The sequence below is a fragment of the Streptomyces sp. CB01373 genome, assembly GCF_002803075.1.
Taxonomy (GTDB): domain Bacteria; phylum Actinomycetota; class Actinomycetes; order Streptomycetales; family Streptomycetaceae; genus Streptomyces.
Window position 1 is genome coordinate 214,771 of sequence record NZ_NNBK01000005.1, and the last position, 17,896, is coordinate 232,666.

14 protein-coding genes and 1 tRNA gene are annotated in these 17,896 nt (G+C 70.9%); 4 read left to right on the forward strand and 11 right to left on the reverse strand.

Annotated elements, in window-relative coordinates; all coding sequences use genetic code 11:
- Positions 1-63: 63 nt before the first annotated feature.
- Complete coding sequence (locus tag CG719_RS09900) at positions 64-1,515, reverse strand: catalase (protein ID WP_100568160.1); 1,452 nt, start codon at positions 1,513-1,515, stop codon at positions 64-66.
- A gap of 143 nt (positions 1,516-1,658) precedes the next feature.
- Between CG719_RS09900 and CG719_RS09905 the strand changes: the two genes are divergently transcribed.
- Positions 1,659-2,075 (forward strand): Fur family transcriptional regulator, encoded by a 417-nt coding sequence (locus tag CG719_RS09905; RefSeq protein WP_100568161.1) that lies wholly within the window; start codon positions 1,659-1,661, stop codon positions 2,073-2,075.
- A 156-nt stretch (positions 2,076-2,231) separates the two neighbouring features.
- On the opposite strand, the gene CG719_RS09910 is transcribed toward CG719_RS09905, so the two are convergent.
- The 3 genes from CG719_RS09910 to CG719_RS09920 form a co-directional block, all read right to left on the reverse strand.
- A tRNA-Met gene (locus CG719_RS09910) sits at positions 2,232-2,305 on the reverse strand.
- Positions 2,306-2,394: 89 nt separating this feature from the next.
- Complete coding sequence (locus CG719_RS09915; RefSeq protein ID WP_199836579.1) at positions 2,395-4,224, reverse strand: tetratricopeptide repeat protein; 1,830 nt, start codon at positions 4,222-4,224, stop codon at positions 2,395-2,397.
- Between the two features lie 217 nt (positions 4,225-4,441).
- Positions 4,442-7,441 carry a UPF0182 family membrane protein gene (locus CG719_RS09920; protein ID WP_100568163.1) on the reverse strand — a complete coding sequence of 1,000 codons (3,000 nt, stop codon included), beginning with the start codon at positions 7,439-7,441 and terminating at the stop codon, positions 4,442-4,444.
- Positions 7,442-7,617: 176 nt separating this feature from the next.
- Here CG719_RS09920 and CG719_RS09925 point away from each other — a divergent pair, with 176 nt between their 5' ends.
- Positions 7,618-8,160 (forward strand): PPA1309 family protein, encoded by a 543-nt coding sequence (locus tag CG719_RS09925; RefSeq protein WP_199836580.1) that lies wholly within the window; start codon positions 7,618-7,620, stop codon positions 8,158-8,160.
- Between the two features lie 63 nt (positions 8,161-8,223).
- Here CG719_RS09925 and CG719_RS09930 read toward each other — a convergent pair whose 3' ends face one another.
- The 3 genes from CG719_RS09930 to CG719_RS09940 all read right to left on the reverse strand — a co-directional run bounded on the left by CG719_RS09930 (position 8,224) and on the right by CG719_RS09940 (position 11,390).
- Positions 8,224-9,321: a YlbL family protein gene (locus CG719_RS09930; RefSeq protein ID WP_100568164.1), complete on the reverse strand. Its 1,098-nt coding sequence runs from the start codon at positions 9,319-9,321 to the stop codon at positions 8,224-8,226.
- Positions 9,322-9,674: 353 nt separating this feature from the next.
- Positions 9,675-10,133: a molybdenum cofactor biosynthesis protein MoaE gene (locus tag CG719_RS09935; RefSeq protein WP_100568281.1), complete on the reverse strand. Its 459-nt coding sequence runs from the start codon at positions 10,131-10,133 to the stop codon at positions 9,675-9,677.
- Between the two features lie 147 nt (positions 10,134-10,280).
- The gene (locus CG719_RS09940) at positions 10,281-11,390 is read right to left on the reverse strand and encodes an SDR family oxidoreductase (protein ID WP_100568165.1); all 1,110 of its coding nucleotides are present in this window, start codon (positions 11,388-11,390) and stop codon (positions 10,281-10,283) included.
- Between the two features lie 193 nt (positions 11,391-11,583).
- On the opposite strand from CG719_RS09940, the gene CG719_RS09945 reads away from it, so the two are divergent.
- Both CG719_RS09945 and CG719_RS09950 read left to right on the forward strand, forming a co-directional pair.
- On the forward strand, positions 11,584-13,041 hold the full coding sequence (locus tag CG719_RS09945; protein WP_100568166.1) for a zinc-dependent metalloprotease: 1,458 nt from the start codon (positions 11,584-11,586) through the stop codon (positions 13,039-13,041).
- Positions 13,038-13,553 carry an NUDIX hydrolase gene (locus CG719_RS09950; protein WP_100568167.1) on the forward strand — a complete coding sequence of 172 codons (516 nt, stop codon included), beginning with the start codon at positions 13,038-13,040 and terminating at the stop codon, positions 13,551-13,553. The genes CG719_RS09945 and CG719_RS09950 overlap by 4 nt, the downstream gene beginning before the upstream one ends.
- 134 nt (positions 13,554-13,687) lie before the next feature.
- Here CG719_RS09950 and CG719_RS09955 read toward each other — a convergent pair whose 3' ends face one another.
- The 4 genes from CG719_RS09955 to CG719_RS09970 all read right to left on the reverse strand — a co-directional run bounded on the left by CG719_RS09955 (position 13,688) and on the right by CG719_RS09970 (position 17,648).
- Complete coding sequence (locus CG719_RS09955; RefSeq protein WP_100568168.1) at positions 13,688-14,443, reverse strand: AIM24 family protein; 756 nt, start codon at positions 14,441-14,443, stop codon at positions 13,688-13,690.
- Positions 14,444-14,459: 16 nt separating this feature from the next.
- Entirely contained in the window at positions 14,460-15,140 is a 681-nt protein-coding gene (locus tag CG719_RS09960) for an AIM24 family protein (RefSeq protein WP_100568169.1), read from the reverse strand.
- Between the two features lie 11 nt (positions 15,141-15,151).
- On the reverse strand, positions 15,152-16,918 hold the full coding sequence (locus CG719_RS09965; protein WP_100568170.1) for a TerD family protein: 1,767 nt from the start codon (positions 16,916-16,918) through the stop codon (positions 15,152-15,154).
- A 133-nt stretch (positions 16,919-17,051) separates the two neighbouring features.
- The gene (locus CG719_RS09970; protein ID WP_100568171.1) at positions 17,052-17,648 is read right to left on the reverse strand and encodes a M48 metallopeptidase family protein; all 597 of its coding nucleotides are present in this window, start codon (positions 17,646-17,648) and stop codon (positions 17,052-17,054) included.
- Between the last annotated feature and the right edge of the window lie 248 nt (positions 17,649-17,896).

Here is a 17,896-nt window from a genome sequence, read left to right on the forward strand (position 1 = left end):
CGGCGGGCCGGGCCCCCGAAGGGACCCGGCCCGCCGTCCGCGACAAGCGGTCCAGTGCTGGAGTCAGCCGCGCAGGGCCTGGACCGCGGCCTCCAGCCGCTTGCCGAAGTCGTAGTCCGCCTGACGGAAATTGCTGATCGCCCGCTCGGCGATGTCCTCGCGCGAGACCTGCGCGATGGCGCCCGCAAGATTGCCGATCAGGCGCTCCTTCTCCTCGTCCGACATCAGGCGGTAGAGGTTGCCGGCCTGGACGAAGTCGTTGTCCTCGGCGTGGACCGGCGCCTCGTGGTCACCGGTGACGCCGGTGACCGGCACGGGCTGCCACAGCGGCCGGTCCGTCTGGAACGGCCCGCCGAAGCTGTTCGGCTCGTAGTTCTTCGCGCCCTTGTGGCGGCCGTCGTACAGGTAGCCGTCACGGGAGTTGGTGCGCGCCTCGGTGGCGTGCGGACGGTTCACCGGCAGGTGGTCGGCGTTGATGCCGACGCGGTAGCGGTGGGCGTCGCCGTACGCGAAGAGGCGGCCCTGGAGCATCTTGTCCGGGGAGGGACCGATGCCCGGCACGAAGTGGGCGGGGCTGAAGATCGACTGCTCGACCTCGGCGAAGATGTTCTCCGGGTTGCGGTTGAGCTCCAGCTTGCCGATCTCGATCGGCGGGTAGTCCTCGTGCGGCCACACCTTGGTGAGGTCGAACGGGTTGAAGCGGTAGGCCGCCGCGTCGGCCGCCGGCATGATCTGCACCTGCACGGTCCAGGACGGGTACTCGCCGCGCTCGATGGCCTCACGCAGGTCGCGCTGGTGGGAGTCGGGGTCCGCGCCGGCGAGCACGGCGGCCTCGTCGGCGGTGAGGCTCTTGATCCCCTGGTCGGTCTTGAAGTGGTACTTGACCCAGAAGACCTCGCCGGCCTCGTTGTTCCACTGGTAGGTGTGGGAGCCGTAGCCGTTCATGTGGCGGTACGACGCCGGGATGCCGCGGTCGCCGAACAGCCAGGTCACCTGGTGCGTCGACTCCGGGGACAGACCCCAGAAGTCCCAGACGTTGTCGGCCTCCTGGCTGCCCGTGTAGGGGTCGCGCTTCTGGGTGTGGATGAAGTCGGGGAACTTGATGGCGTCCTTGATGAAGAACACCGGGGTGTTGTTGCCGACGAGGTCGTAGTTGCCCTCCTCGGTGTAGAACTTCAGCGCGAAGCCGCGCGGGTCGCGGACCGCGTCCGCGGCGCCGAGGTTGCCGGCCACGGTCGAGAAGCGCAGGAAGGTCTCCGTCTGCTTGCCGACCTCGGAGAGGAACGCGGCACGCGTGTACCGGGTGACGTCGGCCGTGACCGTGAAGGTGCCGTAGGCGCCGGCGCCACGGGCGTGCACCACGCGCTCCGGGATGCGCTCGCGGTTGAAGTGGGCGAGCTTCTCCAGCAGGAGCTGGTCCTGGACGAGCACCGGGCCGCCGACGCCCGCCGTCTCGCTGTTCTGGTTGTCGGCAACCGGAGCACCGGCCTCCGTCGTGAGCGGCCCCTGGGTCACGTCGCCTCCTGCGTCATTTCCATCGTTCCTGTCGCTTGGCCAAAGCCAGTCTCGATCCTACAATGGACTTAGTCCAAGTCAAGCAGGGCTCCAAAGTCACACTGATTCGGGATCTATTCCCCCTTGCTGTTAGGCTGGTCGGTATGAGTGACCTTCTGGAACGGCTGCGCGGACGCGGATGGCGGATGACCGCGCAGCGGCGTGTGGTGGCCGAGGTCCTCGACGGCGAACACGTCCATCTGACGGCCGACGAGGTCCATGCCCGGGCTGTCGCCAAGCTGCCCGAGATCTCCCGGGCGACCGTCTACAACACGCTGGGCGAGCTGGTCTCCCTCGGCGAGGTCCTGGAAGTCAGCACCGACAAGCGCGCCAAGCGGTACGACCCCAACGCGCACCGGCCGCACCACCACCTGGTCTGCGCCGGCTGCGGCGCGATCCGGGACGTCCACCCGAGCGGCAACCCGCTGGCCGACCTGCCCGACTCGGAGCGCTTCGGCTTCACGGTCTCGAACGTGGAGGTCACCTACCGCGGCCTCTGCCCGAACTGCGCGGCGGCCTGACGGCCCCCTTCGCAAGCCTCACTCGCGAGACGAGAGAAGACCCCCGGCACCTCGACGGTGCGCGGGGGTCCTTCTTTCGCGATCCACTCCCGGAAGCGGCTCCGGAAAACACCGAGGGCCGGAATCCTTGATCGGATTCCGGCCCTCGGCCTTCAGTAGCGGGGACAGGATTTGAACCTGCGACCTCTGGGTTATGAGCCCAGCGAGCTACCGAGCTGCTCCACCCCGCGTCGATGAATGCAACATTACGTGACCGGCGCACCGAGAAGCAAATCGTTTACGGGGACGTCGGAAGGACCTGCGTCACACGGCCCACGCGTCACGCCGACAGCTCCTCGCGCAGCGCGTCCCGCAGGCGCGCGGCCCGCTGGGCGACCTCCGCCGGCCCCAGCGCCACGGCCCGGTCGGCCCACCCCTGCCCCTCGGCCAGCTCGCCGCGGCGCGCGTGCACCAGGGCGAGCCGCAGCGCCGCCCGCCCGTGCCCGGCGTCGGCCGCCCGCGCCCACCAGGTGGCCGCCTCCGGCTCACTGCCCTCCCTGGCGAGCAGCAGTCCCAGGTTGAACGCGCCGTTGCGGGAGCCGGACTCCGCCGCCCTGCGGTACCACCGCGCCGCCTCGACCACGTCCCCGCGGGTCGCGGCCAGCATCCCGACCCGCACCTGCGCGCGCCGGTGTCCCTGGCCGGCCGCCCGCTCGTACCACTCCTCGCACTCGGTCTTCTCCTGGATCGCCGGCTCCCCCAGCTCGTGCGCGGCCGCCGGTGGCCGCCGGGCGTCGAGCACGGTGGCCAGCCGGTACGCCGCCTCCGGGCTGCCGCCGCCGGCCGCGCACCGCAGGTGCCGCTCGGCCGCCCGCTCGTCGCCCGCGCGCAGCCGGGCGATCCCCACCTGCAACGCGGCCTCCGTGTGCCCGGCCGCCGCCGCCCGCTCGTACCACCGCAGGGCCTGGGCGTCCTCGCTCCGCCCGGCGTAGAGGATCCCCAGGTTGAACGCGGCGTCGACGCTCCCGGCCTCCGCCGCCTTGGAGAACCACGGCTCGGCCCCACTGGTGTCCCCGCCCTGGAGCAGCAGGACGGCCAGCGCGTTCGACGCCTCCCGGTGCCCGGCGTAGGCCGCGCGCCGGTACCACTGCTCGGCCTGCGCGGTACGCCCCTGCTCGGCGCAGAGCAGTCCGAGGTTGTAGGCGCCGTTGATGTCGCCCGCGTCCATCGCCGCCCGGTACCACCGCTCGGCGGTCTGCGTCTCGCCGCGCTCGGCGTGCAGCGCGCCCAGCGCGTTCGCCGCGTTGCCGTCGCCGTCCTGTGCGGCCCTCAGCCACCACAGGGCGGCGTTCTCGGGGTCGCCGGCGTCCCGCAGCAGGAACCCGAGCGCGCAGGCGGCCCTGGCCTCGCCGTCCTTGGCGGAGGTCAGGTACCAGCGGCCGGCCTCCTTGAGGTCGCCGCGCTTCTCCAGGATGGCGCCGAGGTGCAGGGCGGCCCGCCGGTGCCCGCGCGCGGCGGCCTGGCGGTACCACTGCTCGGCCTGAGCCAGCAGGCCGGGACCCTCTCCGCCGGACTGCCGGCCGGCCCGCCGGTCCAGTGCCCGCGCCAGCCGGTACTCCGCCTCCCGGTGCCCCCGCTCGGCGGCGACCCGCATCCAGCGCTCGGCCCCGGCGTCGCCGCGGTGCTCCAGCAGGTCGGCGAGGGCGTAGGCGCCGAGGAAGTGCCCCTGCTCGGCGGACTGGCGCAGCCAGTACTCGGCGGCGGGCTCGTCGCCGCGCTCGCGGTGGTGCCGCCCGAGCGCGTGCGCGGCCGCCGCGGATCCGGCGACGGCGGCGATGCGCCACCATCCGGCGGCCTCGTCGGCGTAACCGCGCTGGTGGAGCAGGACTCCCAGGTTGTTGGCCGCGGCGCGGTCGCCGCCCGCGGTGGCGGAGCGCAGATGAGGTTCGGCGGCGTCGAGGTCGCCGCGCCGCAGCAGCATGGCCCCGAGGACGCTCATGGCCTCGACGTCGCCCGCCTCGGCGGCGAGGCGACGGCGCGCCAGCTCTGCGGTCTCGTCCGCGGCCGCCACGGACTCGTCGCGCGCCTCGCCTCCGGTCTCACCAGAGCCGGAATCCTGCACAAATCGCCCCGTCTCGAACAGAGTTGCCTTGTCCCCCATAACGTCCATCGTCGCACCACCTGCAACCCGGGTACATCCGTAATACCCCAGCCAGTGAGGTCACTTCAGCGTTTTGTCGACATGCCCACAGAGAGACAAGTCAAACACAGATCGCTCAACTCCCCACGGCGGCACGGCCGCAGGGCACGTCGGTACATGCGTTCGCACACGGCGAAGGGCCCGGATCCGCGGGACGGATCCGGGCCCTTGGACTCGGCGGGAGCGATCAGCCCCCGCTCGGGCTACCGCTTGGACTGCTGTTTGGTGTCGGACTGGCGCTCGCACCCGGGCTCGCGCCGCCCTTGCCGTCGCCGTTCTTGCCGCCGGCGCCGGGCTTCTCCGCCTGCGCCTGCACGTCCTCGGCCCGCTTCAGGGCGTCCTGAAGGTCCTTCTGCGCCTGGCCGTACGCCTGCCAGTCGCCGTTCTTCAGGGCGGTCTGACCGTCCTCGAAGGCCTTCTGGGCGTCCTTCAACGCCTCCTGGACCGTCGGGTTGTTCGACGGCGGCGGGTTCTTCTCGCCGCTGCCGGTGCCACCACCGCCGGTGTCGGAGCCGGAGCCGGAGCCGGGCGGCTCGGTGGCCGAACCCTCCGTACCGAACACCTTGTTGAGGGCCTTGTCGAGCGTGTCCTCGAACGCGGTGTTGCCGCCGTACGTCACCAGGACCTTGCGCAGCAGCGGGTACTTGAGGCCGCCGCCGCGCAGGTAGACCGGCTCCACGTAGAGCAGTCCGCCGTCGAGAGGCACCGTCAGCAGGTTGCCGTACTCGACCTCCGAGTCGCCGCCCTTCAGCAGCCGGATGGACTCGGCGATCGAGGGTTCGGAGTTGAACTGGCTCTGCACCCGTTTCGGGCCGTCGATCGTCTTGCCCGTGGGCAGCTTCAGGATGCTGATCTTGCCGTAGTCGCTCGTGTTCGCGTCGGCGGCGACCGTCATGAACGCGCTCAGGTTGTCACGGCCGTTCGGCGTCATCGTCGTCGTCAGCGAGAACGTCTGGGACGACTCACCGGGCATCTTGAGGCTCAGGTAGTACGGCGGCACCGCGTCGCCCGACCTGTTCGTCGGGTCGTTGGGGATCTGCCACACCTCGCTGCCGCTGAGGAAGGTCTGCGCGTCCGTGACGTGGTAGCGCGTGAGCAGTTCGCGCTGCACCTTGAACAGGTCCTGCGGATACCGGATGTGGGACAACAGCTCCGGGGAGATGTCCTTCTTCGGCTCGACCGTGCCCGGGAACGCCTTCATCCAGGTCTTCAGAACCGGGTCCTGGGTGTCCCACTGGTACAGCTTGACCTCGCCCGTGTAGGCGTCGACGGTCGCCTTGACCGAGTTGCGGATGTAGTTGACCTGGTTCTGCTGGGCCACCACCCGCTGGTTGTTGGCGGCGGTCAGCGAGTCCAGCGTCGTGTCACCGAGGGTGGTGCGCGAGGAGTACGGGTAGCCGTTGGTCGTCGTGTAGGCGTCGACGATCCACTGGACGCGCCCGTCGACCACCGCCGGATACGAGACCCCGTCGATCGTCAGCCACGGGGCGACCGCCTCGACGCGCTGCTTGGGCGTGCGGTTGTACAGGATCCGCGAACCGTCGCCGATCGCGCCGGAATAGAGGATCTGCGGCTCGTTGAACGCCATCGCGTACGCGGCCCGGTTCAGCGGGTTGGCAAGGCTGACACCGCTGTTCCCCTTGTAGCTGGTGGTCTTCTCACCGGTGTCGTCGGAGTAGTCGATCTCCTTCTGGGGACCGCCGACGATGGAGTAGGTGCTGGTCTTCTCGCCGTAGTAGATCCGCTGCTCGTACCGCGGGAGATCGCCCGTGGACGGCAGGTTGTACTCGGTGAACACCGGGCGGCCCTCGTCGGCCTCGGTGCCCTTGGCCGCGACCACGCCGTATCCGTGGGTGTAGCGGAAGTGGTCGTTGATCCAGTTGTTCTTCGGGATCCCGGCGAGGTTCAGCTCACGCAGGCCGATGACCGTGTCCTGGACCTTGCCGTCCTTGGCCTTGTACCGGTCGACGGCCAGGTTGGACGGGAACCCGTAGTAGTTGCGCACCTGCTGGAGCTGCTCGAACGTCGGCGAGACGATGTTGGGGTCCATCAGCCGGTAACTGGCCGCGTCGGCGGCGGCGTCCCGCAGCTTCGCCTTGTCCTGGGTGTCGCTCGTGCCCGCGTAGTCGGTGACCTTGGTGTCGTCGATGTCGTAGGCCTCGCGGGTCGCCTCGAGGTTCTTCTGGACGTACGCGGCTTCCTTGGCCTGCTCGTTGGGCTCGACCTGGAACTTCTGGACGATCGCCGGGTACAGGCCGCCGATGAGGATGGCCGACAGCACCATCAGGCCGAAGCCGATGACCGGCAGCTGCCAGGTGCGCCGCCACAGGGTGGCGAAGAACAGCACCGCGCAGATGACGGCGATGCAGAACAGGATCGTCTTGGCCGGCAGATAGGCGTTGGCGTCGACGTACCTCAGGCCCGTCCAGTTGCCGGTCGCCTTGAAGTCACTGGACTTCACCGCCAGTCCGTACCGGTCCAGCCAGTAGGCCACCGCCTTCAGCGTCACGAAGACGCCGAGGAGCACCGACAGATGCCCGGTCGCCGCGGCCGTGGCACGCGCGCCGGGGCTGGTGACGCGCAGCCCGCCGTACAGGTAGTGGGTGAGCACCGCGGCGATCAGGGACAGGATCGTGGCGGCGAAGCCGAAGCCCAGCAGGAAGCGGTACCAGGGCAGGTCGAAGGCGTAGAAGGAGACGTCCAGGTGGAACTGCGGGTCCGTCTTGCCGAAGGCCACGCCGTTGACCCACATCAGCCAGGTCCGCCACTCGCTCGCGGCGGAGGCACCGGCGATCAGTCCGACCAGCGCCGTGATGCCGCTCAGCAGCCACTTCTTGTACGGCGCGATGCTCATCCGGTAGCGGTCCAGGCTCTGCTGCTCCACCGACATCGCGCTCAGCGGCGGCCGCAGCCGGTGCGCCAGCCAGATGTTCAGCCCGACCGCGGCCGCCATCAGCAGGCCGAAGACGAAGAACAGTCCGATCTTGGTCCACAGGGTGGTGGTGAACACGGACGAGTAGTGCACCGACCGGTACCACAGCCAGTCCGTCCAGAAGCCCGCGAACATGGCGAAGACCATGCCGAGGACGGCGAGGACGCCCAGTGTCATGAGCAGGGTCCTGGCACGCCGGGACGGGCGGCCCACTCTCATCCGCGGCCCTGTCGGGCCTCCGCCGCGGTCCGGCATCTGGAAAGCCAAGGTGTGCACCTCGAAAGTCGCTGTTGATTCGGTTTCGTTGCGTCAGGCCCCCGAGTCCGCGGACCGTACGGTGGGCCCTCGGAATCGTGGGCCCACACCTATGCAACTTACTCACCGTTTACTCGGTTCCCGATTCCGCCCAGGAACGAGGCAGGATTGTGACCATGTCCAACACTCCCATGGCAGCGAACCCGCTCACCCGGGCGGTACTCGAGATCGACGAGTACGCCTCCGGCCTCGGCTGGGACCAGCCCGCTCGCCTCTTCGCCCTCGTAGACACCGCGCGGCTGCGGACCCAGGAACCCGCCCTCGCGGCACAGCTCGGCCTGGCGGACGAGCAGGAGACCTCCGGTCTCACCCCGGTCGAGCAGGACGAGGTCCCTGCCGACCGGCCCCTCGACGAGTTTCTCGCCACCATCGCCTGGCCCGACGCGGTGGCCGGCTGCGCGCTGACCGTGGAGCGCATGATGCTGCCCCCGTCCGCCGAGGCACAGGTCCCGCAGGGACTGGACGGGGCGAAGCTGGCGAAGTGGGTGGCCGGCCACCCCGAACGCCAGGAGGTCCGCATGACGGTAGCGGTCCTGCGCGACGGCGCCCGGGAGTCGGCCCTGCGCCTGCGTGAGAAGGACTCCGCCACGGAGGTCCTCACCGGCTCCGACCTGGTGCCGGGGCTGGCCGAGGCCCTGACCGCGACCTTCGAGGACTGAGCCGGGGGCCCTGGGACCGCCGCACTCCCCTGCCCGACCGGCACACGGCCGGGGCGCTGCCCGTCAGCCCTTGGCCGTGCACTTCGGCAGATCGGCGGCCTTGCCGCCGCGGATGTCCTTCAGGGCGCTGAGCGCGTCGCCGAGCGTGTGCACCTTGACGAGGGTGAGCCCCAAGGGGGTGTCCTTGGCGGCGGCCGCGCAGTTCTCGGCGGGGGTGAGGAAGAACTGGGCACCCTTGCTGCGCGCGCCGACGGTCTTCATCTCGATGCCGCCGATCGGGCCGACCTTTCCGTCGTCGTCTATCGTCCCGGTGCCGGCCACGAACTTCCCGCCGGTCAGGCTGCCCGGCGTGAGCTTGTCGTAGAGGCCGAGCGCGAACATCAGCCCCGCGCTCGGTCCGCCGACGTCGGCGAGCTTGATGTTGATCTCGAACGGGAACGTGTGGTCGGTCCCGGCGGAGATCCCGACGATGGCGCGCTTGGCTCCGGTGTCGGCGGACTGCGCGGTGGTGATGCTGACGTCCTTGGTGACGGTCGCCGCCCTGTGCTGCTTCGCGGCGGCGGCCTGATCCTTGGCCGGCACGATCGTGAAGACCACGGCCTGCCCGGGCTCGTGCTTGGTGACCAGCCTGGCGACGTCCGAGGGCTGCTTGACCGGCGTGCCGTCGACGGCCCTGATGACGTCGCCCGCGTGCAGCCTGCCCTGCGCCGGGGTGTCCTTGATGACCGTGGAGACGATCACCCAGGACTGCACCGGGATGTGCAGCTCCTTCAGGGCGGCGACCTTGGCGCTCTCCTGGGAGAGGGTGAACTCCTCGGCGTTCTCCTGGGTCGACTGCTCCTCCGTCTTGCCGTCGGGGTAGAGCGTGTCGTGGGGGACGATCTTGCTGTCGTGCGCCAGCCAGCCGTAGACGGCCTCGACGAGGTTCATGCGGTAGTCGGCGCTGGTGACCCGGACCGTGGTCATGTTGAGGTGGCCGTCCGCCGGGTAGGTCTTGTGGCCGGAGATCTGCAGCACCGGCTCGCCGCCGTGGTCGCCCAGGGTGTTGACCGTCGGCCCCGGCGACATCTCCGAGTAGGGCACGGGGAAGAGGATTCCCGCGCACAGGAGCGCGATCAGCATCAGGGTGGAGGCGAGCATCGTCGCGGTGCGGCGTGGCATGACTCGACAGTACGGGACGGTTCTGTCAGCGCACCGTCAGGGCGGGACCCTCACGTACTGGAGTGGGACCTCTCCATGGCCTCACGGAAACGGGCGTAGCCGTCCAGTTCAGGACCGTCGCTGCGCGCCTTGCGGGTCCGGTTCGCCCAGCTCCCCCACAGTCCGGCGCCTATCGCAGCCACAAACGGAATCAGCAACCAGGCGAGCGCCCCCATGCCGGACCTCCCAACCCCTGATACGCGACCGCGACTGACTGATCAGCAGATTAACCATCCGCACTGACAACGCTCACGCCAGGGGTTCGGTTACGCAACCGGAGGTGCGGCCATGAGGTGGCCATGAGGTTGAGGGTGTCAGGCGCCGACCCATTCCTCGGTGCCGTCCGAGAACCTCTGGTGCTTCCAGATCGGCACCTCGTGCTTGAGGTCGTCGATCAGCTTCCGGCAGGCCTCGAAGGCCTCGCCCCGGTGCGGGCACGACACCCCGACGACGACCGCGAGGTCTCCCACCCTCAGATCCCCCACACGGTGGACGGCCGCCAGCGCCCGGACCGGGTACCCGGCAGCGACCTTCTCGGCGACCCGGCGCATCTCCGCCTCCGCACTGGGGTGGCAGGAGTACCCGAGCGCGTCGACCCCGGCGCCCCCGTCGTGGTTCCGCACGGTCCCCACGAACAGCGCGGTACCGCCTGCGGCATCGTCCCCGAGCGCCTTGAACACCTCGTCCAGGGAGAGGGGGGTCTCCCGGACGCCGATCAGCTTGACGGGGTCCTCGGCGGCGTACTCGCCGGGATGATCGTTGGTGGCTGCCATGCGTCCATCGTGCCGCACACGCGGAAGGACCGGGAACAGCGCGATCACCCAGTACGCGCGCGTGCCGGTTCGGAGTCTCGTACAGGGCTGCCTCGCGCGGGACTGCTCGGTACAGGGGGTGGAAGGCCGCGCACGAGAAGGGGCTTCTCAGCGCCGGCGTGCCTTCCGCGCCCGTCGAACCACCGCCGCCGCGCCCAGCAGGGCCACCGTCGCCCCGGCCGCGCCCGCCGCCGTCGCGTCCTTGCGTCCCAGGCGCCGCCCGGCGACCGTGTGCCGCCCGGACACCTCCTCCAGCAGCGCCGTGAGGACCTCCTCGTTGGTCCACCGCGGCCGCCATCCGGCGTCGTGCAGCCGGCTGCCGCTCACCACCCAGGGGTACATCGTGTACGCCAGGTCCCCCGCCGGAGACGGCGTCAGCCCGATCCGGTGCAGCCGGGCCGCCGCCCCGAGCGCGACCGCCGACGGCAGTTCCATCCGGCGGATCCCGCTGAGCTCCTCGACCTCCTCCTGCTCCAGCCACCCGTCGCACCCGACGGCCAGCTCCCCGTCGACCTTCTCCAGCACGGCGTACTCCAGGGCGCTGCACAGGTCCTCGACGTGGCAGAACTGCCACGCGGGCCGCGACCCGGCCACGACCAGCAGGCGCGGCGATTCGAAGTACCTGGTCAGCGCGGTGTCCGTGCCCCCGACCAGCACCGCGGGCCGGACCACGGACACGTTCAGTCCGGGATGCGCCCGTGGAGCGCGCCGCGCCAGCCGCTCGATCTCCAGCAGGTCCCCGACGCCGGTCGCCTCGGCGGTCGCCCGCAGCTCGGCGTCCTCCGACAGCGGCAGCTCGTTGTCCGGCAGCGCCCCGTAGACCATCGCGGAGGTGCACAGCACCACGCGGTGCACCCCGGCCGCGGCCGCCGCGGTCAGCACGGTCTGCGTCCCCCTGACGTTGTACGCCGTCCGGGCGGCCGAGTCGGTCTCCAGGTCGAGGTCGAGCGCCAGGTGCACGACGACGTCCGCGCCGCGCAGCTTCTCCGCGATCGCCGGATCCCGCACGTCGAGGATGTGCCACTGCGCCGCCGCGCACTCCCCGCGCCGCTCGTCGATCGCGACGACCTGCCTGACCTCGGCGGACTCGGCCAGCCGCTCGGTGAGCAGCGCGCCGACCCCGCGAGCGGCTCCGGTGACCGCGACGACGGGCCCGCGCACGGCGGGAGTGCTCTCTTGGTTTCGCGCTGCGCGAACCTGTGGATCTGGGGAACTCACCGGGCGTCTCCAGCGGTTGTCTTCACATACGGGCGCGAATGACGCGTACGTACCAGGTGGCATCCATCCTGCCGCAGGCGATGTGTCGGCGAAGCACCGAGGCCCGAACCGCCCATGGTGTCTACGCTGGGTGGTGTTGTCGGGCAGCCGCGCCGCCGGAGAGAACCGGTGGCCTTACCAGCCGAGGAATCCCGTGAGTGACACCCCATTCGGATTCGGCCTTCCGCCGGAGGAGCCGGACGACGGCGACGAGGGCAAGAAGAAGGACCAGCAGAGCGGCGGTGAGCAGGGACCGGCCAACCCGTTCGGTTTCGGGCTGCCCGGAGCCGGAGGCTTTGGCGGGCCCGGCGCCGACAATCCGCTCGCAGCCATGTTCGGTTCGCTGAACCCCACCGACCTGGGTGCGGCGTTCCAGCAGCTCGGCCAGATGCTCTCCTACGAGGGCGGCCCGGTGAACTGGGACATGGCCAAGCAGATCGCCCGCCAGACGGTGGCCCAGGGCACCTCCGACGGCACCAAGGACGCCAGCGTCGGTCCCGCCGAGCGCACCGCGGTCCAGGACGCCGTCCGGCTGGCCGACCTGTGGCTCGACGACGTGACGTCCCTGCCGTCCGGCGCCGGCTCCGCGGTGGCGTGGTCCCGCGCGGAGTGGGTCGAGGCCACCCTGCCGGCGTGGAAGGAGCTCGTCGACCCGGTGGCCGAGCGGGTCGGCACCGCCATGGGCGACGTGCTGCCGGAGGAGATGCAGGCCATGGCCGGCCCGCTGATCGGCATGATGCGCTCCATGGGCGGCGCCATGTTCGGCACGCAGATCGGCCAGGCCGTCGGCGTGCTGGCCGGCGAGGTCGTCGGCTCGACCGACATCGGCCTGCCGCTCGGCCCGGCCGGCAGGGCCGCGCTGCTGCCGGTGAACATCGAGACGTTCGGCAAGGACCTGGGCGTGCCCAAGGAGGAGGTGCGGCTGTACCTCGCCCTGCGCGAGGCCGCACACCAGCGCCTGTTCTCGCACGTGCCGTGGCTGCGCTCGCACCTGTTCGGCGCGGTCGACGGGTACGCGCGCGGGATCAAGGTCGACACCGCGAAGCTTGAGGACGTGGTCGGCCAGTTCGACCCGCAGAACCCCGAGCAGCTGCAGGACGCGCTCCAGCAGGGCATGTTCCAGCCCGAGGACACCCCGGAGCAGAAGGCCGCCCTGGCCCGTCTGGAGACCGCGCTGGCCCTCGTCGAGGGCTGGGTGGACGCCGTGGTGCACGCGGCGGCCAAGCCCCGTCTGTCGTCCGCCGACGCGCTGCGCGAGACGCTGCGCCGCCGCCGGGCCTCGGGCGGCCCGGCCGAGCAGACGTTCGCCACGCTGATCGGCCTCGAACTGCGTCCGCGCCGGCTGCGGGACGCCTCCCGCCTGTGGGCCTCGCTCACCGACGCGCGCGGGGTGGAGGGCCGCGACGGCCTGTGGGCGCACCCGGACATGCTGCCGACCGCCGCCGACCTGGACGACCCGGACGGCTTCGTGCACCGCGAGCACATGGACTTCTCGGAGCTGGACAGGATGCTCGGCGAGGCGGCGAGCGGTTCGACGCCGAAGCCGGACCTGCGCAAGAAGACCGAGAACGACGAGGGCGACGAGAACGACAGGGGCGACGACGCCGAGTGAGCCTCCACGACGACGCGGTCCTCGTCCTGCGGGAGTACGGGGAGCAGGAGGACCTGCGCCCGCTCTACCTGGAGCACCTGCGGACGCATCCGGACGGCATGTGGAAGGCCTGCGCGGGCGGGCACATCACGGCGAGTGCCCTGGTGGTCGACCCCGAGCGCGGCCGGGTGCTGCTGACCCTCCACCGGAAGATCCGCATGTGGCTGCAGACGGGCGGCCACTGCGAGCCGGAGGACACCACACTGGCGGGCGCCGCCCTGCGCGAGGCGACCGAGGAGTCGGGCATAGAGGGGCTGACCCTGCTGCCCGGCGGTCCCGTCCGGCTCGACCGTCACCAGACGCCGTGCGCCTGGCACCTCGACGTCCAGTACGCCGCGCTCGCGCCGAGCGGGGCGGTGACGACCATCAGCGACGAGTCCCTGGACCTGCGCTGGTTCGCCTACGACGAGGTACCGGAGGTGACCGACAAGTCGGTCGTCCGCCTGCTGGAGGCGACCCTCGCCAGGCTCTGACCGGGCACGGCGCGGCGGCGCGCCGGTTTCCGGCCGTGGGTGGGACGGCCGCGCGGCGGTTCACGGCCGTGGCAAGGGAAGGCCGTGCGAGGGGCGGCCACCGGTGGCGGTCGCCCCTCGCACGCGGTCCCGGCTCAGCCCCAGACGTTGCCCTGGTTCTGTCCCCGCGCGCCCTGCTGTCCCATGCCGAACTGGGCGGCGAGGCCCTGCCCGATCACCGCGTTCTGCGGCGGCAGCAGCTCGCTGGGCTGGACGAGCGCGTAGCCGCTGCCCATGAAGCTGAGCTCCCAGCCCTCGCCGGTGCCGCCGCGGCGCCGCCACACCCCGCTGGAGTGCGTCTGGGCCTGCATCTGCACGCGCAGCGCGGTGGACCAGGCGACGATCGCGTCGGCGTCGCAGTTGACGTACTTGTCCGGCGTCACCTGCATCAGCAGCGGCGCGCCCGAGGTCATCAGGGCGACCCTGCCGTGGCCGGTGATGTTCAGCTGGTACTTCCCCGAGCCGGAGACGCCGTACATGCTGTCGACGGCGACGGCCTCGTGGTACAGCGTGGAGTCCATCGCCAGCACATAGCTGCTGTCGACGGTCAGGCCGTCCTGCTCGACGTCCATGATGTGCACGTACTGGGCGAGGTTGGCGAGGTAGACCGTGCCCTGTCCGTGACAGCGCATCAGGTCCAGGCCCTCGCCGGTGTACGCGCGCGTGCGTGCCTGACCGCCGCTCTGGTACTCGGCGTCGAACTCGATCAGGCCCTGATAGGCGACCATCGTGCCCTTGCGGGCGAGGATGTCGTCTTGGCCCTCCAGGGTGACGCGCAGCATCTGCTTGTTCTGCAGGCTCCAGCGCTCCTGCGTCTGGGTCTCGTTGAAGGCGAAAAGCGGGCTCTGCATGGTCTCTGTCTCCCCCTCAGCCGCGCATTCGCAGACGGTCGGTGCTGTCCTCGCTGGGCTGTACGACGACGATGCCCTGCCCGGAGAAGGCCATCTGGTAGGCCTCTCCGCTGCCCCGGCCGATCAGGGACTGCGCCCTGAAGCTGCGCTTGCCCTTCACCTTCAGGTTCGGCGACCAGGCGACGAGCGCGTCCGGGTCGACGTAGGTCTCGTTCTCGCCCTCGCCGCAGTCGACGACGATCGGCTCGCCCCGGGAGGTCAGCGCCACCCAGCCCTGTCCGGAGATCCGCGTGTTCCACAGGCCCTGCCCGGCGAACTTCGCCAGCCCCTTGACCCGCTCGACGCCCCAGCTCAGTCCGGCGTCGAAGGCGAGCAGGTTGGTGGCGTTGACGGAGATCGCGTCACCGCCCAGGTTGATGACGACGACGTTGGCCCCGTAGTCGGCGAGGTAGAGCAGTCCGTCGCCGGAGCACTTCATCAGGGGTGCGCCCTCGCCGGTGACCCAGTCGCGTGCGACCTGGCGCACGGCCGACGGGCTGGGCTCGTACTGGATGAAGCCCTCGTAGGCGACCATCGACCCCACGCGCGCGAAGAGGTCGTTCCCGGTCTGCATGGCGACCTTCAGCATGTGGCTGCCGTGGTTCTCCATGCGGGCGGTGACGGGTGCGGGGGCGTGACCCGCGAGCGGCTGGTTCATGACGGGCTCCCTCAGACCTCGTAGGGCTGGACGACGACGAAGCTGCCGGGGGCGGCGCGGAACTGGAGGTTGACGCCCTCTCCGGTGTCGCCCGGGTAGGCGTTGCGGCGCGTCCGCACCTGGCTGGAGACGATCACCTGGGCGGCGGCCGACCAGGCGACCACGGCGTTGGAGTCGACGAACGTCGTCGGCGTCACGGGCAGCACGACCGGGGTGCCGTGCGTCTTGACGACGATCGTGCCGGTGCCCTGGAACTGCATGGTGAACAGGGCGCCGCCGGGGATGCCGTGTCCCTCGACACGGCGGACCTCGTACTCCAGGCTCTCGTCGAAGGCGAGGACGTTCTCGGCGGAGACGCAGATCGCGTCGCCCTGGAGCTCGACCGGATGCAGATGGGTGGAGTTCTCGGCGAAGAACACCTGGCCCTGGCCGGTGCAGCGCATCAGCTGCATCTCCTGGCCCGTGACGTTGCCCGTGATCCGGCCCGCGAAGCCAGCGCCCTTGTAGGTGAAGTCGACCTTGCCCTGGTAGAGCACCATGCTGCCCTGCCGGGCCAGCACGGGGCGGCCTCCCTCCGTGCCGAGGTCGGCCCGGATCAGCTTGCTGTTCTGCAGGGTCCAGCGCCGTCCGGTGGGCGCCTCCTTGTACAGGTTCAGCGCGGCGGACACCCCGGCGGCCTGGGGAGCGGCCTGCGGCACTCCGTAGGGCGCGGGCCCGCCGGGAACCTGGCCGAACGGCGGCTGGTGTCCGTAGCCGGGGGACGGTGGCGGGGCCTGCGGTGCCTGGTACTGGGCGGGCGGCGGGGGCGGGGTCGGGCCGTGCCCCTGACCGTGCGCCGGGCCGTACGGGGGCTGCCCGTAGGGGGCGGGTACCGGGCCGGGCGGCGGGACCGGGGCGCCGGGCGGGGTCAGGGGGGCGATGATGGTCGGCGCGGCGTGGACCGAGAACGCTGGGCCCGGCGCCGGGGGCGGGGGCGGGGGCGGCGGGGTGGCTCCCAAGGGCGGGGGGAAGCCGTGCGCGGCGGGTGGCGGGGTGGCTTCCGGGGACGGCTCGAATCCGGGCTCGGCGGGCGGGGGCACGGGTGCCGCGGGCGGGCGCATGTGGGCGGCCGGGGGTGGAACAGGGGCAGGGGCGGCCGGACCGGAGGGGACTGCGAACTCCGGGGGCGCGGTGGCCTGTGCGGGCGGGGCGAAGCCGGGAGCGGCACCGGGCTGCGGGTCCTGGCCCGCGGCGGGGTTCTCCTCCTCTTCTTCCAGGACCTCGCCGCCGAAGTTCTTCAGCAGCGCCTCCAGGCCCCCGTCGAAGCCCTGCCCGACGGCCGCGAAGCGCCATACGTCCTTGACGTAGAAGTCGCCCAGCATCACGGCCCGTTCGGTGGAGAACTCCGAGCCGTCGAACGCGTACCGGGCCACCTCCTCGCCACCCGCCACGATGCGCAGGTACCCCGAGTCGATCTGCGACATCTGCCCGGCGCCGTCGATGGCGGCCGTGAACGACAGCTTCTGGACATGCGACGGGATCTTCTCCAGCGTGACCCGGAAGGACTCCGTGTCGCCTGCCTGGGCGCCCAGCAGCTGGATGGCCTCCTCGGGGGACTTCGGCTGGTTGAAGAAGACGAAGTACCGGTCGTCCGAGAGGCGTTCGTCGGCGTCCAGTCCGAAGCAGCTGATGTCGACGGTCAGTCCGGGCGCCGAGATCTGCACGCCGACGTACAGATCCGTGCCCGCGGTCAGGTCACTGATCCTGGCCTTGTGGCCGCGCTGGAATTCCCTGGGCATGCGTAACGACCGTCCCCCGTCCCGAAGCGAGTGCGTCGCGCCAGGCTAACGGCAAACTCCGACACCGGACGAAGTCGGTACAGACCCGGTACACAAACACAGTCGGGCGGTACCGGACGCCCCGGCGGCCCCGTCACTCGCCGTCTGTTCCCGGCGGATGCGGCAGCCGCGCGGCCGCGGCCACGCCTTCCAGATAGCCGCGGGCCCGCTCCGTGCGCGGGTACGCCTCCAGCAGCCGCCAGAAGTCGGGCCCGTGCCCCGGGACGAGCAGATGGGCCAGTTCGTGCAGCAGTACGTAGTCGACGACGTACTCCGGCATCCCTTGGAGACGGTGGGAGAGACGGATGCTGCCCTCCGCCGGGGTGCACGAGCCCCAGCGCGTGTTCTGGTTGGTGACCCAGCGGACCGAGGCGGGCCGGGCGCGGCCGTCGAAGTACTGGGCGGACAGCCGCTCGGCACGTTCGGCCAGCTCCGTGTCGCCGAGCGCCCGCCGGCTCTCCTGGGCGGCCAGCTTGTCGAGCATGACGGTCACCCAGCGCTTCTCCTCCGCCTCTGACATCCGGGCAGGGATGAGCACGACGGTGCGACCGCCCTCGCGGTACGCGGAGACCGTCCGGCGGCGCCGGGCGCTCCTGCGGACCTCGATCTCGTTCGCCGCCGCGGCGTCCGGCGGCCGGCTCGTCTCGCCGCGCTGTGGCTTTCCGGCACGGTGCAGTGGATCGGCGGACACGCTCCGACGTTACCGGGTGCGCGGACCAGAAGTCCCGGGCCGGGAACGCTTGCATGCCGGTCCCTGCCGGGGGTGCTCGGCCGAAGGTCCGATTCGTATGACGATTACCCGCTACCTGTGGATAACTTCCGGCACGTCCCCTTCGAGCCAGGCATCCTGGGACTCGTTCCTCCTCCCCTCTCCCCTCTCCCCTCCTGCCTCTCCTCGTTTTCTCCAGTTCTTCTTCCTTCTCCTCCCTTCTTCGGGCT